This window comes from Shewanella sp. M16 (assembly GCF_018224605.1).
Taxonomy (GTDB): domain Bacteria; phylum Pseudomonadota; class Gammaproteobacteria; order Enterobacterales; family Shewanellaceae; genus Shewanella; species Shewanella oncorhynchi.
Map to the genome: position 1 here is coordinate 23,436 of NZ_JAGTUL010000006.1, position 16,113 is coordinate 39,548.

The 16,113-nt window shown below is 46.0% G+C and carries 10 protein-coding genes; all 10 read right to left on the reverse strand.

All coding sequences use genetic code 11. From position 1 onward, the window contains the following. Window positions 1-122 precede the first annotated feature (122 nt). On the reverse strand, window positions 123-1,481 hold the full coding sequence (locus tag KFE26_RS05555) for a GntP family permease (RefSeq protein ID WP_173245672.1): 1,359 nt from the start codon (window positions 1,479-1,481) through the stop codon (window positions 123-125). 325 nt (window positions 1,482-1,806) lie between these two features. Then, on the reverse strand, window positions 1,807-2,814 hold the full coding sequence (locus tag KFE26_RS05560) for a catalase family peroxidase (protein ID WP_212599872.1): 1,008 nt from the start codon (window positions 2,812-2,814) through the stop codon (window positions 1,807-1,809). A 209-nt stretch (window positions 2,815-3,023) separates the two neighbouring features. Then, window positions 3,024-4,262: a sugar diacid recognition domain-containing protein gene (locus KFE26_RS05565; RefSeq protein ID WP_212599873.1), complete on the reverse strand. Its 1,239-nt coding sequence runs from the start codon at window positions 4,260-4,262 to the stop codon at window positions 3,024-3,026. Between the two features lie 8 nt (window positions 4,263-4,270). After that, window positions 4,271-4,951, reverse strand: coding sequence for a uracil-DNA glycosylase family protein (locus KFE26_RS05570; RefSeq protein ID WP_212599874.1), 681 nt, complete (start codon window positions 4,949-4,951; stop codon window positions 4,271-4,273). Window positions 4,952-5,061: 110 nt separating this feature from the next. Then, on the reverse strand, window positions 5,062-5,667 hold the full coding sequence (locus KFE26_RS05575) for a hypothetical protein (protein WP_212599875.1): 606 nt from the start codon (window positions 5,665-5,667) through the stop codon (window positions 5,062-5,064). Between the two features lie 215 nt (window positions 5,668-5,882). Beyond that, window positions 5,883-7,970, reverse strand: a complete 2,088-nt coding sequence (locus tag KFE26_RS05580; RefSeq protein WP_212599876.1) for an MtrB/PioB family decaheme-associated outer membrane protein — start codon at window positions 7,968-7,970, stop codon at window positions 5,883-5,885. Window positions 7,971-7,982: 12 nt separating this feature from the next. Beyond that, window positions 7,983-8,984: a decaheme c-type cytochrome MtrA gene (gene mtrA / locus KFE26_RS05585; RefSeq protein WP_028760483.1), complete on the reverse strand. Its 1,002-nt coding sequence runs from the start codon at window positions 8,982-8,984 to the stop codon at window positions 7,983-7,985. 68 nt (window positions 8,985-9,052) lie between these two features. Then, a complete protein-coding gene (locus KFE26_RS05590) occupies window positions 9,053-11,005 on the reverse strand; it encodes an OmcA/MtrC family decaheme c-type cytochrome (RefSeq protein WP_212599877.1) in 1,953 nt (650 codons plus the stop codon). A gap of 402 nt (window positions 11,006-11,407) precedes the next feature. Next, the gene (locus KFE26_RS05595; protein WP_173496500.1) at window positions 11,408-13,939 is read right to left on the reverse strand and encodes an OmcA/MtrC family decaheme c-type cytochrome; all 2,532 of its coding nucleotides are present in this window, start codon (window positions 13,937-13,939) and stop codon (window positions 11,408-11,410) included. A 248-nt stretch (window positions 13,940-14,187) separates the two neighbouring features. Then, window positions 14,188-16,104, reverse strand: coding sequence for an OmcA/MtrC family decaheme c-type cytochrome (locus KFE26_RS05600; protein WP_212599878.1), 1,917 nt, complete (start codon window positions 16,102-16,104; stop codon window positions 14,188-14,190). Window positions 16,105-16,113: the final 9 nt, after the last annotated feature.

A 16,113-nucleotide genomic window follows, 5' to 3' on the forward strand; every position in this document is an offset into this window, starting at 1 on the left:
AAGGGCATTTATATCCATCACTGGCACATTAATCTGTTGCAATTATTAGGGCGTATAACAGAGATATATCTTGGGCACGGTATGTGCCCAAGGGACAATATTGAATCAAGAACTCATTAATATTAGAGCAACACTAGGCTTAGCACATACACAGTTACCATGGACGTTACACCTTGGATTAGGGTCGCCATAGTTTGGGCTTTATAGGCTTGTTTGACGCTCATGCGGCTAAATTGGGTGACGACCCAAAAGAAGCTGTCATTGGCGTGGGAAACGGTCATCGCACCTGCGCCAATTGCCATTACTGTTAACACTCGGCCCATATCACTACCAAGACCAATATCGCCAAGCATAGGCGCAACCAGTGCAGAGGTTGCGACTAACGCTACCGTCGATGAACCCTGCGCTGACTTAAGCGCTGCAGCGACGATAAATGGCATGAAGATACCGATACCCAGTGCCGACAGTGATGTGCCCAAAAAGTCACCGATAGGCGTGGCTTTTAATACCGCACCAAAGGCACCGCCTGCACCTGTGATTAAAATAATCGGCGCGGCAGTGACGAGCCCTTGGCTGATGCGTTCGCTAAATTCGCTGATCTTATTCTCACCCTTTAACAGCAGCAGGGATAAAAACAGGCCAATCATCAGGGCATTAACAGGCTGACCAAGGAACACGAGCGCATCAAACACAGCTTCTTTACCCAAAGGCGCTGAAGGGAAGTTAGCGATAGAACCTAAACAAATTAATACGATAGGCACAAAAATCGGTGCGAAAGCTTTTAATGGACTTGGTAACGTGCCATAGCTTTTTTTCAGCGTTTCATAGTCACTGGCCTGCGCTTTAAGTTCTTCTGCGCCTTCACCATCGGGCTCAACATCGGCAAAGCGGTTTGCCCATAACATACCCGCGAGTGCCGCAACGGCGGCCACAAAGAGACCCACACCGATCACTAAGCCTAAGTTGGACTCTAAGCCTAAGTTGCCTGCGGCGGCGATAGGGCCTGGCGTTGGCGGTACAAAGGTGTGAGTGGCGTACAGACCTGTGGCTAAGGCAACGCTCATGGAGACACTAGAGACCTTCATGCGGTTCGCCATCGATTGTTTCAGTGAGTTTAAGATCACAAAACCCGAGTCACAAAAGACCGGAATAGACACGAGATAACCGATAATTGACATAGTGAGTGTCGGGAAGCGTTTACCTAATATCTTGATCACCACATCGGCCATGGTGATGGCGGCGCCGCTTTTTTCCAGAATAATCCCTATGATAGTGCCTAAGACGATCACTAAGCCGATATAGCCTAAAATATTGCCAAACCCTGTAGTAATGGTTTTAGCGATTTCTCCGCTCGGCAAGCCATAGGCGAAGGCTGCGATAAAGGCGGCCAGAATTAAGGTTAAAAAGGGGTGGAGTTTAAATTTTGAGGTCGCGATAACAATAAATGCAATCACGCCGATGAGAATAAGCACTAAGTTCATAGTTTGTCCCGTTCAGTTCTTGGCTGAAGTTTTTGAGTAAGTTTTTTGACTTATAGTGTAGGGCGCAGTGCTTATTTGGGCCTGAGTCCAAATGAGGGCTGCTTTAAGGTCATCCTATTATTGTGCAGGTATGTTTGAATAGCTTTGGCTAAATCCACGGAATTACCGCGTTATGTTTCGCCATTTTTGTGCTCATGCACAAAAATGCTTAGGTGAATTCGAATGCAGGAGGAGGCGTTTTGTCGGTAAGGGAGGCGCTTGTCGATAAGGATTGGCAAATAGGGCTATTTGCCAATCCTAAACAGGAGGGACTTAACTCGACTCTTTATTGACGACGAATAAAGGATTCTACATAGGCTGCGGTGCGGGCATTGAGTATCGGATCAGCAGATGCAGTAATGCCCTTAGGCAATAACAGTGGGTTAAATATGCCTTTATCACACTGTTGCACTTGGGGATCGCTGTCTCGCTCACCGTTAATCATCACTTGGCCTACCAGTAAACGCTGGCGAGTTTCAGGCCAGATCACAGTTGGGTCATTAATCTCATCCCCCATTTCGGCGAGTTGAATATAAAGGTTCCATTGTGCTGGCTGGGTTTTAATGCGCTCGAGTAATTCCGCCTTTAAAAAATCATCACTGAGATTGGCAAGTTCACTGGCTGACAGCCCGGCAGTACCAGCGACAGGTTCAAAAATCCATTTACCCGCGACCGTTTCACCTTGTTGAACACTGTTTTTTGGCGTGCTGAACAGGAAACTATTTACACCGAAGTAGCGGCTGTTGGCAAAACTTGGGCTGGGAGGCAACTGTTTAACATAGTCGAAAAAAGCTTTGGCGCTGGGTTGATTATCAATAAGCCACTGTTTACCTTCAGGACCTTGTTTCACTTTGGTCTGAAAGTTAAAAAACTCTTCGAGATTTTTGGCAAAGAAAACGGGAACGTTAGTGGTGACAAAGTTAAGATTTTCTTTATCGCCGTCAATTTTGAGTGACATAAAGCGCCCAGCGGTTTTATCTGAGATCTGCGGATTTGTACCGCCGAGGGAAAAGCGGGCTGTGACCTTGATACTATCTTGATTAAAAAATGGAATTGCCAACGTTTGTTGTAATTGTGGATTCGGTTTAAAACTGCCCGAGGTACAAAATCCCTTAGTGTGATTACGCAGTTTGACTTTTTTACCCGCCTCGCGACTTACTGCATCGGGTGTGCCGTTCACGGCATCGACCAGTTCGGGAATGGTTTTCTCGGCCGCGATTAACGAAGGTGAAGTCAGCGCTAAGCCGCTAATGAGACAAGCTTTGGCGAGTAAAGTCAGTTTGATTGAGGTCATTATCATTCCTTTCAATGGACTAAGTAGAGAGCGCTAGCATATCGACGCGATACTATATGAAAGGATAGGAAAGGGGATACGGTATAAATCTTTCAATTAATTTTTTAGTACAGGCCAAGTTTTACTCAATTGATCTGGCCATCAGGTCGGCGCCGTCATCTGCGGGCTTTTTTCTGGCTAATCTGTTGAGTTGCTAAGTCATTTGAGCGTTAAGTTAAGCGAGTCGAAGTATCAATTAATTGCCCAAGATACAGGCTTAATAATCCATGCAGGGATTGAATGTCGGCTTGGGTGATTTGCTGAATTTTATCAAGGCGATATCTCAGTGTATTGCGATGAATAAACAGGGCATTCGCGCATTGCTGTGCATCGCCAAAGTGGGTGATGTATGCCGCTAAGGTTTTGCGTAATTGGCCATTTTTGTCCGCCTTGGCGAGTTGCTGGTAGGGCGTTGCCAGCGCCTGACCGCGCCAGTCATGTTTTAGCCCTGCAAGTAACACTTGTAGGGAATAATCTTCAAACAGGTATTTATTCCCTTCTGCATTGAGCTGCTTACCGAGGGCTAAGGTTTCTTGAGCCGTTTGATAGGAGCGCGCTATCCCGCCTTTTTCGGGGAAGAAATGGCCTAGGGCAATCTTAAAGTTTAAATCCATCTGGGCGGGTAAGCGCTGCAACAGCTTATCGATACGCTGATTTTCAAGCTCAGGATCCCATTGTTTTCCATCTAAAAAAGCAGGCTTTAGGATCACCAACTGCGACATTGAGGTCATGGCAATCAAGTTACCACGGTCAGGATATTGCAATAGATGCAGCACTTGCTTGAGGGTTTCACTGACTCTGGGGCTGCGTTCATCGGCGGGCAGAGTGGATGCCTCAGCTAAGAACAAGGTCGATGGGGTGGTGTCGGTTTTTAAATGGTGTTTCTGGATGTTTTTCTCGCTGATCTCAATAATGGCCGCGACTCTTGGCAGGCTGATATCAATGTCGAGTTGTTTTGCCCAGCGGTGCAACTGTGCATCATCGGTTTCAGCTTTGATCAGTTGCAGAATAAATTCTTCACGCTGGCGATTCTCCCATTGCAATTTATCCTGCAGGTTGGCTTGTTCAACAATCATTTCGGCGGTCATTTTAAGTAACTCACCATAATGGGTGAGCTCACGTGGATCACCGGTAATGCCGACGACGCCGATAATTTGTCCTTGATAATGTAAGGGTAAATTGATGCCTGGCTTAACGCCATGCAGCCCTGAGGCGACTTCTTGACTGATCTCAACATTGCGATTTTGGGCAATCGCCAGCAGCGCGCCTTCGTGGGTTGAGCCAATGCGCTTAGGGTCGCCTGAGCCTAAAATCACCCCTTGGCCGTTCATCACATTGATATTGTGGCCAATGATTTTCATTGTACGACTCACAATTTGCTTAGCAATGGCAGAATCAAGCAGATACATACAGGCGCCTAGTGGGGTTGAAGGTTTAACAGGGATGCAATACGCATTCTTAATCTGGGTAGCATATCGCGTTCAAACTCAGGATGCTGCTTAAGCCAAAGATTATTACGCGGGCTTGGGTGCGGCAAGACAAGATACTTAGGCCAATATAGCTGCCATTGCGCGCATGCTTGGGTCACAGTTATTGGTTTCAGTTTGGGGATGACTGTTACGTTAGTGCCGGTTGTTTGATGCTTAGTGATCGGCGAAGTGGGGTTTACGGCCTCGGACGATTCGCGCGGTAGATGATAGTCGATGGCATATTGGCCGAGGATCACAATTAGCTCTATTTGCGGCATTAGGGCGAGCAAGGTCTGATGCCAAGTGGCAGCACATTCGGGGCGCGGTGGTTTATCACCTTGCTTTTTACCGTTTTTTTCGATACTGCCCGGAAAACAAAATCCCATAGGGATAATGGCAAAAAGATTGGGGTCGTAGAATTGCTCCCGCGTGACATTTAACCAAGTGCGCAGCCGTTCACCGCTGGCATCGTCAAAAGGTATGCCTTTATGGTGGGTTTTCACGCCCGGAGCTTGGCCTGCAATCAAAATTCGCGCTTGGGTACTGGCCTGCAATATCGGCTTGGGCGCTAAGGGTAAATGGGCCTGACATAAAGTACAGGCGCTGATTTTGGCCAGCAGTTTAGCCATTGATGCCGAGCATGATGGCGATACAGTTACGCAAAGTGGCGATGGCGTTTTAGTGAGATTCGTCTTAGTCAATTTAATCGCTAATTTTATCGTTGCTCATTCATTTTCAATCAGGATTGGAGCATCATCACTGTTTGATATACCCAGTAGCCAAAAAGAGAATAGCCAAGGATTAAACTGATATAACTTAATATCTTAGGAATTTGATTTGTGCTTGAAGCCAAACAAATGTGGGCCAGCACAATCGTAAAGAGGGCTAATGGCGCAATCACATAGCTCAAAGCTAAGATGAATAATGCCCCTAGGCTGATGATCCAATCGGCATTGCGATTGGTGGGTTTATCGATTTGGCAAAGCTGTAGTGGCAATAAAATCAGTCCAATACCGACACAGATAATACCTAAGTTAAGGGCGAAATCACTCCAACCTCTATGATCATAAATGGCTAACGCAATGGCAATTAATGGCACTATTAGTGCGCTTAATACATGGCGTTTAGCAAAAGTGGCGCTGCGATACTGACCCGCAAAAAAGAATAAGCCCTGTAGAAACAGATTGATTAAGGTAAAACCACCTAGGCCTAAAATGATAAATAGGCTCGCTGCGCCACCCGATGGGTCGAACGCCATGGCGGGTAAGGGTAATAGGCTTAGCCCCAATAGTGCAGAAAGTGATAACAGCCACTGAGATTGGGAGAGTGAAGAATAAATACGCATGGGCTCAGAGGATTAACTAAAAGATTGAATTAAGATCCGCTAAAGTGAGCCAAAACTCAAGGATTAAGGTTTTTATGGGCGGACTTTCGCGCCAGAGTCTGATCTTATTCAAGATTTTTACTGTTATCTGCCATGATGTTATCGCTTTAAAAGATCCTGCTTCGCTTAAACAAAAGCCCGCATTTGCGGGCTTTTCGTGTTATGAACAGTATCGATTAGAGTTTGTAACTCATGCTCAGCATGATCATTTGCGCTGTGTAGTCATGGCTATTGCTGCCAAAGCCTACGACGTTCCAGATCCCATCGACGGCGATATCATTGGCGGCATCATTGTCTTTATAATTCTCAATTTTATAATCCAAGCGCAGCGCCATTTTCTCGGTGGCTTGATATTGAGCATATAAGTTAATGTTGTGCACTTTGGCAAAATAATCGCCATAGTCGCCTGTGATACCTTGTCTGACTTGAGTGTTACTGTCGGAGTTTGAATAAGTGTAATCCAATCCCATGCGTAACTTGTTCTCAAGCAAGTTGTTGTAGCTCAGGCCTGCCCCGACCACATCTACATTGTCTTCAATGAATCCTGTCCACGTTGGGGTGCTGTAATTACTGCTTCCCGCTTGTTCAGACTCAATGATTTGGTAGTTGTAGAAGGCTGTCGCCAGTAAATCATCGGTGATCATGTAGCTGATGTTGGCATCATAACTGGTGTCTTTTGACTCAGTTAAGCCAATAACTGTGTCAGAGTAGTCATCTAATGCGTAACGGGCACCGAAATCTATGGTCAAGCTGTCGATTGGCGAGTGGGTGATTCGAGCTTCAATCTGGGTTCTGTCGCGGTTAGCCAGATTGTACTTACGTAACAGGCTGTTGGTTTCAGAAGATGTCCATTCAGAAGCTTGATATTGCGAGCCATCACGCTGACCGTAACTGCCCTTAACCCACATATCCCAAGTTTCAAAGCTGTTAACGCGCAAACGTGCCCAAACAGTATTTTCATCCGTGGTTTCACGGTCTTGATAATTACGGTCGTCACGTTTGAAGTCATAGCCGCCATCAAGCTTCAGTCCATGGGTAATACGATAATCCGCCGCCACTTTGAAGCGTTGGCTAGTGTTATCGTAAGGGGTGTTATAGGCCACCTTACCATTGACATTGTTGATGCTGACTTGGGTCCACTCTTCAATTTGAGTATTGTTATCACGGTCGCTATAGTCGTAGCTACCACTTAAGCGCAGTGAGTTAGTCACTTTACTGACGACTTTTAAGTTTAACCCTGTGAGGTCAACTTTGGCATCAACGGCCTCTGTCGGCACTTGATAGCCATAGCCTGAAGTGACTAATGCTTGGTCTTGACTCATTTGTCCCGCAAGCACACGACCTGTTAACACATTGGTATTGTCGTTGTATTGACCCATGAGCGACACTGTGTGTGACTGGTTGTCAGGGTCAAGGGCGAGTGTGCCAGAGGTTTGAGCACCAAAAGTTGGATTGAAGGCACTGTCGAAGTTTAACTGGTTGTACTCGTTCTTAAAAATTGAGCCATTGTAGTTAAGTGCAGTGAACCAACGATCGCCTTTTAGTTTAATGCCAGCTTCAATGGAGTCAGTGGTGTAATCAACTGGCTCAGCTAACATCATGGATTGGTTAAAGAATCCACCTGATGTTTTTTTCAAGCCGGTTTTTTCTTCGCGCATGTAGCTCACATGCGTACTCCACAGCGATTCACCTTGATAGTCAAAACCTAACCCTGTGCGCTCACGTTTGAGCGACAGTTCTAAGGCATTTAGGTTGTCCATCAGTAACGGCATCTGGTTGCTTGAACCCGCAGTTACCCAGTTGTCTGGCAAGGTTAAATTATCGCTGCCGACACCAGAGTAGGGCGTTAAGGCGCTATTACTGTTGTAAGTGGCGATTTGGCGATAGTTTACATTGACATTATACTGGCCCTGTTTGCCCGCATTGACATCTAAACGGCCACCATCCATGCCCAGTTGATAAGCTTCAACGCTGGCTTGATAGCCTTTCTCACCACGGAAGGTGACATCGGCATCAAATTTACCCGCAACTTCGTTTGAAGTTCCAAAGGCATTCGCCGAGCGAATATCCTCTTCGCTGTTGTAACCCACGCCCACACCCACAGTGCCAGACGTACCCGTTTCAACAACGCAGCCTTTACAGCTCCAAGCGGACATTTTGACTTTTTCTGTATTGGCATTGGCTAAGCCATACCCGTCGGCCGCTATTGCAAAACCTGTGTTTGCTAGTAACGCCAGAGTGATCAAATTGAGTTTAAATTTCATTTTCTCGTCTCCTTAGCGCTGTAATAGCTTGCCAGATGGATGGTTTGAACCATGGACCTGACTGTGGCAATTTAAACAGCTTCTTCCACCCGTAAAGGCATTGTCGCCGACGTTTGAACCTAAACCAGTGTTACCTAAGTAAGCATTGCTGGCGTGGCCATCGCTAGCGTGACATTGCTGACACAGCTGCGGTGCGCGGGTTTTCAACATGGCATCATTCACACTGCCGTGAGGATTGTGGCAAGTCACACAGTTCTCAGTGACGGGTGCATGTTCCCACAGTTTTGGGCCGCGTTTCTCGGCGTGGCAGGAGTAACAGGTTTCGTTAATGCTAGGCTTGTTTAGATCGGAATCTGTCATGCTCCCATGGGGATTATGACAATCGCTACAGGTCATTTGAGCCCATTTTAGTGGGTGACTCGAGCGTTTATTCATATCTGCTTTTTGCTTAGTGTGACAGCTAGTACAGACTTCCATTTCGGTGTTTTTTGATAACACAGGATCTTTTGCGACATGCACTTGGTGGCATGAGGCACAAGCGACATCGGCATTGTCATGGTGACTACCGTTCCAAGATACGCGTTTATCATCTTGGTGACAGCTCATACAGACACTGTTTTGTTTTTCTGCACTTAAGGTCGATTGCTTACCAAAAGTGATCATCGGCTCGTTGCCGCCTTTATTGTGTTGACCCATAGGACCATGACAGGCTTCACATTGCAGGCCAGCCATTGGGCTCTTTGATGAATCAATGGCGCCATGAACACCTTTGAAGAGGTCCATCACTTTTTCAGATTTTTTGTGGCACATCAAACAAGAATCGGCACCTTTAGGGGAGTAGCTGCCTTCGGCAAACTTCTTATCTAAGGTGGCTTCGACTTGTTCTGGAGTCATTTTGTCATCCCACTTTGAGGCGTGTGCACTCGGTGTGATGCATAAAGACATCACTGCAGACATTGCCATGGAGATGACAAGTGCCGGCAGTAGGTTTTTCATTTTTAGGCTGTTCTTCATAATAGGCTTCCCAATTTGTCCCAACAAAATTCAAGAAAGGGGGAGCGAACTCCCCCTGCTTGGGCAAATTACATCTTCACCTGAGTGTGATCTGTTGGTGTGGGTTTGTGACAGTAGAAACAGGTTTCTGACTGCGCCGCTTGATTGGCTTGAACATAATCACCGTTCACAATCGCGCCCATATTTTCTAAGCCGTGGCCAATAGATTCTGGCGCGTGGCATGAAGTACAAGTGGCAGTGATTGGTGTGGTGTATTTACCCGCAGTTGTTGCCAGAGCGCCTTTGACCTTGAATGCATCTAGGTTGAAGTCGTTATGACATTGGGTACATTCTTTAATGACACCTTGTTTACCATGAACAACGTGTAACTTCATCTCCAACGCACCTTTGTTAGCACCATTTGCATAGGTACCATCTGGGGTATGACAAGCGACACACGCATCCACACCTACGATTGGCTTACCGCTGGCATCTTTTGCATGTGATAGCTGTTCTGTCATCACAAAACCCGCATGGTGGCCTTTGTGAATTTCGAAGCTATCACCGTGACAACCTTGACAGGTACCAAACTCAACTGAGTTAACATGACGCATGCTCGGTGCTTTACCAGACTTAGTGCCAAAAGCTAGCTCGGCTTTCATGCTCGTTGTTGCGCTGTCTGCGGTACATGCGGTTAAGCTTGTACCAGTGCTACACACTTCTAAACCGATAATGGTAAAGGCGGTATCAGTATCGCCTGCACCGAAAGGTAGAACGGGTGTTGTAAAGACCAATTTACCGTCAACTAAGGTCACGCCAGCTTGCAGTGCGCCATCTTTGACTAAGTCTTTCGCTATTTTCGCTTTACCGCTACCTGGACTTGGGTTGTAGCCCATGATCGGGAAGTTAGGGCCAACGTTGGTAACGGACTCTAAACGTTTAATCTTATCTTGAACGGTTGCCGCATCAATTGCGTTACCATCTTTGTCTAAGATAGACACGGTTAATACTGCTGTATCATCAGCTTGACCAGCAAGTACTGCTGACATACCTAACTGAGCGATAACGGCTTTTTTGTCTGCAGTCTTACCTGTGTGAAGTTCTGCAGTCCAATCGCTGTTATGACAGGCGATACAGTTAGAGTTATCTAGCTGTTGTGAGTGACCTTTACCGGCAGCAAAGTCCACTGCGCTATGGCAGCTTCCACATGAGGCAGCAGTTGGGATACGTGACCAATTACTCCAATCAGGCGTAGCCTCATTTGCTGCGTGACAGCTTTGACAGCTTTCTAATGAGCCTAAGGTGAGGTCTTTGTGTTTAGCGTGAACGAGAACATTGAACTCTTTACCTACACCGACTTTTCCGGCTGTGTGGCAAGTTGCACAGTAATTAACGTCAGAATACGCGCCGCCATGTTTAACATTGGCTAAATCTTGGTGACAAGTATTACAGCTTTCTGTGGCGACAATTTTGCGACTGTATGTTGGCAGTGCGCCAGTATCGGCAGTGAAGTCGATAAAGGCGTTACTGTTTGGTACTTGAGTACCATCGGGAAGCGGAGTGTTATAAGCGCGGATTAATACTCGTTGAGCTAACTGTTCGTTATAGGTGACTTTAGTGTTAGCGGTCAGGTTCATACTAAAAGTATAACTGTAGTGACCGTTTTTCTTGTCAACGAAAGTCCCTGGGCATGTTGCAGCGACATCACAGGTTTCATCACCAAAGTACTGCCATTGTGACGCATTACCTGCACCAGTTGCGCCTTGTGGGATTAATTGTGCTGCGGCAAAACGCATTTTTTGTAGGCCAACAACGGGTAAATCATTTTCGTTAGTGACGGTAAACTCAACACTCGGAATACCGTTAGTGACGACAGATTTGTCAAAGGCGAAATTAAGGGTTTGAATCGCTGGAGCAGGTTCGCCACCAGGTTCACCGGGATTACCATCATTACCATCGCTGCCACCACAGCCCGCTAAGGCCATAGTGACTGCACTTGCTGCTAACAGCAGTGCGATTTTAGTTGTTTGTGCGTTCATCATTTTTTTCCCTGCATAGGTTTGGCATTGCTTAAACGCTATGTTCTAGAGCCAACAGATTCTATGTCTGTGTTTTTGGTCACTAGAAGCGACTTAAGTGGATGCTGGAAATAGAATTCCCCAAGGAAAGGCTAACCTAACATGACCTTAAAATCTCCAAGGCCTTTGCTAATGTGTGACTTGGATCTTTCTATTTCTAAAGAGGTATTTAAAGCGAGAGGTAAAAATGATTTTAGAACAAAAAAACAGCGGATTTTATCTGGGTAATGTGCGTTGACTTTATACTATAAAAGCAAGGTTTGAATGGGGTTGCTGTTATGTAAATAAAATCCCCCGCACTGCGGGGGATTTTGCTGAATTTAATGTGAGTAACGACTGATTTGCGATTCGTTACTCGGTTCCATATTAGTATTTCACTGGGTGAACTTTATCCACACCAAATGATTTACCTTCACCATGGCAGGTCGCACAGGTTTCGCTACCAGGAGTGTAAGTGCCAGCAGCAGCGTTATATACACCACCATTGGTTTCGAAGTGGCCTATCACTGCGCTGTCAGTTGCGGTCGTTGCATGGCAAGATGCACAAGCTGCAACGGTTGGTGAGTATTCACCAGTACTTGCTAAGAACGCAGGTTTATTGCCTAGTGTAGCTAAGCTAAGTTGACCTTTATCATGACAAGCCGCGCAGTTCGCTGGGTTTTCAGGGAAGGTTGCTGCATCTGTTGTTAAACGGCGAACACTGCGAGTATCAGCGTGAATTTGGTGGATCATGACTTTAAAGTCAAAACCACGTTCAAATGGCTTTTTACTGTGAGCAGGAGCGCCATTGTGACAAGCCACACAACTACCATCGGCTAAAGCTACCGCGGTATTAGGTACAGCAGAGTGACAAGTACCACAGCTGTTATCAGGCTTGTCTGCAGCATGGGTCAGCGCATGAGAGGCTGAAAAGTCAGCTTTCTCACCATGACAGTTAGCACATTTTGCTTCAGAGATGACTATGCTACGTGCGGTAACATTACTTGCATCGGCAGAGAATGAAGCTTTATTACTGCCAACAATCACTTCGTAGATTGGTGCTTCAGTGTTACTACAATCAATCGCAGCATCCATCGTTGGATCGAGTTCTGCAGAGTTTGCACAGATCAGCAATTTGCCGTCCATGAAGCCTTTACCAATACTAACAATTTGTTTGTATGGAACAGAACTTGTGCCAATAACAGCTTTAATGCCTGTTAATGTGTATGTTACTTTTGAGCCATTTGGTACCGCTGTTAAGTTAGCGTTAGTCTCAACTTTGGCCAAATTTACAGAAATACGGTTTTCGCTACGACCTAAAGTACCATTAGATGGACGTGGGCCCATGGTGTATTCAGTGCCATTGAATGCCGTTAAGCTGACCCAAAACTCTTTCACTTTAGGATCTTGATGTGGAGCAACATCACTGTGCCAATTGACTGTGAATGTTAACTCTCCTTTAGCCACATCAAATGTGCCATTTTCTAATTTATAGGCATATTCAGTTCGCAGTAACTTAGTGGCATTAGCTTTTGCTAAGTGATATTTAGCGCTGCCTTCTTCACCTTGTTCGGCGTGACAAGAAGCGCAACCTCCATTTTGGAATACATTGACTAGGTTTGCACCTGGAATACCGTCAATTTCAGGTGTTGCATAGTAATGGAAATAGTTACCAACGAAACCACGGTCTTTTTGACCTTCAGGTGGTGTTAACCATTCACTGTTATCTACTGGATTAAAACCTGACATGTGACAAGATGCGCAGGCTAAACCTTTGTGATGTTTAAAGCTTGCGGCATCAACGGGTCCTTTGTCATCTGTGCTATGGCAAGACTGGCAGTTCCCGATAGAGACTGGCAGAGTGACTCGTTCAGAAACGTCTTTACCTTCACGGTATTGTGGGTAGCCACTTTCAGCCGCAGCTTTAGCCATAGTACCGCTAAAGTCATAAGCCGTTCCGCTGTAACCCACCATAGCGTAAGTACCTTTGTGAATGGCATGAACCATGGCGCCCATATCCAAAGGTGATCCTGTTTCTGGATCTTTACTGTAGCTGGTATGACAAACTTGACAGTTTGCTATTCCGATCCGTCTTCCGCCATGTAGTGCTAATGGCTTAGCAGTAGAAGATGTATCGCTATAATTTGTGCTGTGACACTTGATACAGTTCGCTTCTAAATCGACAACCGTACGCGTTTCCGTCTCTTTAGCTACTCTAAAGTTATCGCTTGGTAAGAAGTCGATATGGCTGTTGACTAACTTGGCATCTTTACTGCCATCGGTTTGAAGTTCTAAAGTAATGCGATGTATTAATGTTGGGTCGTAGGTTAAATCGAGACCTTCAATAGCGGGCAAAGTACTTAAATTGGTTTGGAAGGTATAGCGGTAAACGCCACTATCAACCACTGTTAAACAAGTGGTTTTACAACTAGATTCGATGTTCGCTTGAATAGCATCACCAGGTGTAAATTTCACTTCTTTAGTAATAGGATTGCCAGCGCTATCTTTACCATCGGTATAGCTATAATTTGCAAGACTGCGTGCAGGATCAGCTGCTTTCACTGAGTTGATATAGCTGACCCATTGAGGTGTTTTGTAACCTTTGCCACTTTCAGGGGTAAGTTTTGCAATACCCAATCCGATAGCATTGATTTGAGCGTATTGCTCTAGACCCGTCACAGGAACGCCATTCGCATTCGTTAGTACTATGTCTACGCTGACAGTGCCGTTGTCAATTTTTACATCTTCAAGTGTGGCTTTGAGTGTGGTGGCTTGACTTATGTCTAAGCCTACCGGACCCGGTTTTCCGTCTTCACCATCTTTACCGTCACTACCACCGCAACCGGCGAGTAGTAGAGAGAGTAAACCGGCACCCAACATCGCTTTTGTTGCGGTATTGAAATTGAACCGTTTCATCATGATATTTCCCTGCAATAGTTGTAATCATCATCAAACGCTTGGCAAATAAGAATAAATCTCATTACCCGCATAAGATGTGTGGAATTAGTTTTCCATCTGTAAGGCTAACTAAGTCACTGGTATTTATCAGTCACTTTAGGCGGGTAATGTGACTGAGATCTGACTATTTCTTTAGGAGTAGATGACTGCATCGTATGAGTTCCTTTTATATCTGCAGTTGCTGGCCTTTTTAGGCCAGCATCATAGGGTTAGTTTATTGGATGCACTTTCAACACGTCCGCGACTCCACCCTGTCCATGACAGAAAGCACATGTTTCAGTTCCTGCGGTTGCATCGGATTTTGTACCTGCAAAAACAGCACCTTGCTGCGCCATGTGGTTATGAGTGCTGGTATCTGAATGGCAGTTGCTACACACAGCGGCAATTGGGCTGGTAAAAGTGCCGTTATTGAGGGCAAGGGGTTGCACCGCTGAATTTAAGGGGAGGGCGACGGTAGAAATTCCCGCAGTATCGTTAACATGGCATTGGGCACAGTTACCGATTTTTCCTGGGTAGTTTAGGTTTTCAAACCCCGTGAATTGACTGGTATGAATACCGTGGATCAGCTGCTTAAAGTCAAATGACGTGATTGAAGGATTGGCTGCCGTCGCATCGGCCAGCATATTGGCGTTATGGCATAGCTGGCATTGACCATCGAGATCGTTACGTGAGCCGTGAATATTCAGTTTTTGATCACCATGGCAATTACCGCAGCTTGCATTACTCGCAACGCTACGGCGACCTTCATTGCTCAATGCTGCCATATCAAAATAACTGTGGCTGGATTTAATCACTAACACTTCCGCCAGTTCAGTCGTGCAATCAACCAGTACTTTATCTTTGGCACAGATTCTGCCTTGAATCGCAAGTCCACCATGATCCGTTTCAGTGCCTGCTGGCACGGTAAGGCCCGCTATCGTATAGGTATAAATGCCATTAGAGCCTGATATGGGTGTGGATTCCGGCAGTTTAATCGAGCGAGCTGAACGGGTCGCATAATCAAAACTGGTTCCCCAGTTGACATATACCCTTAAATCATTGATAAATTTTAGCTTATCGGCACTTTCGCTATACACAGTTCCTGTGGCTGGATTCATCAGCTTAACCGCAACAGTGACCGTACCATTGGCATCCATACTGGCGCTGGTGATACTTGGGCTAAATTGCATCAATGCCGCAGTTTTAGCTTCATCACTGTGTACGCTTGCGGTCCAGTCGGCATTATGACACGCCACGCAGTTACTGTTATCTGTTTGCACTGGGTGTCCTTCGCCTGCGGGGAAATTGATCTGTGTATGACAGGCACCACAGGCTTGCATGGTCGGGACTCTGCGCCAGTTTTGCTGTTCGGTTAACTCAGCCTTATCGACGTGACAGGTTTGGCAGTCACTGATGGGTTGCGGGAAGCCGGTTAAATGTTTGCTGTGGATCATTTGTGGGAAAATATCAGGGTTACTGACTTTTTTGCTGTTATGGCAGGTGACGCAGGTTTCGATTTGATCATATCTACTGCCATGGAAAGCTAGATTACTGTGGCAACTATTACAGGTCTCTATTGTGACTAAGTTGCGGGTGTAAGCGACATTACTACCTGAAGATTGCCAGTCATAATGCTGATTGGTTATAGGTAAGGGCGTGTTATCGGCAAGTTTATCGCCGCCAATTTTGACCACCATTCTTTGGGTCGCTTCTGGCATAAACGTCACTCCATTCATGCCATTAAATGCGGCGCTGAAGGTGTAACTGTAGTGACCGTTTTTATGATCTGTGAGACTGCGAAGGCAAGTTGCCGCGCAGGTTTCAGCTGTAAAGTGCTGCCATTCACTGCTATTCCCCGCGCCTGTATAACCTTGGGGGAGAAGCTGCGCTGCAATAAATGTCGCCGATGGGATACCAATCACGGCTTCATCATCTTGATTGCTTACTTGAAAATCCACTTGAGCAATGCCATCTGTCATCGCGACTTTATCGACCATGATGTTAAGGCTAGTTATCGTTAATGCAGGCGGTTTCGCAGGCTCACCGGGATTACCATCTTGGCCGTTATCACCGCCACAGGCGCTTAATAGCGAGACTAAGGCCAGCATAAGACTGAATTGAGTGCGAATTTTTGCAAACTTGTTCATATTTCTATC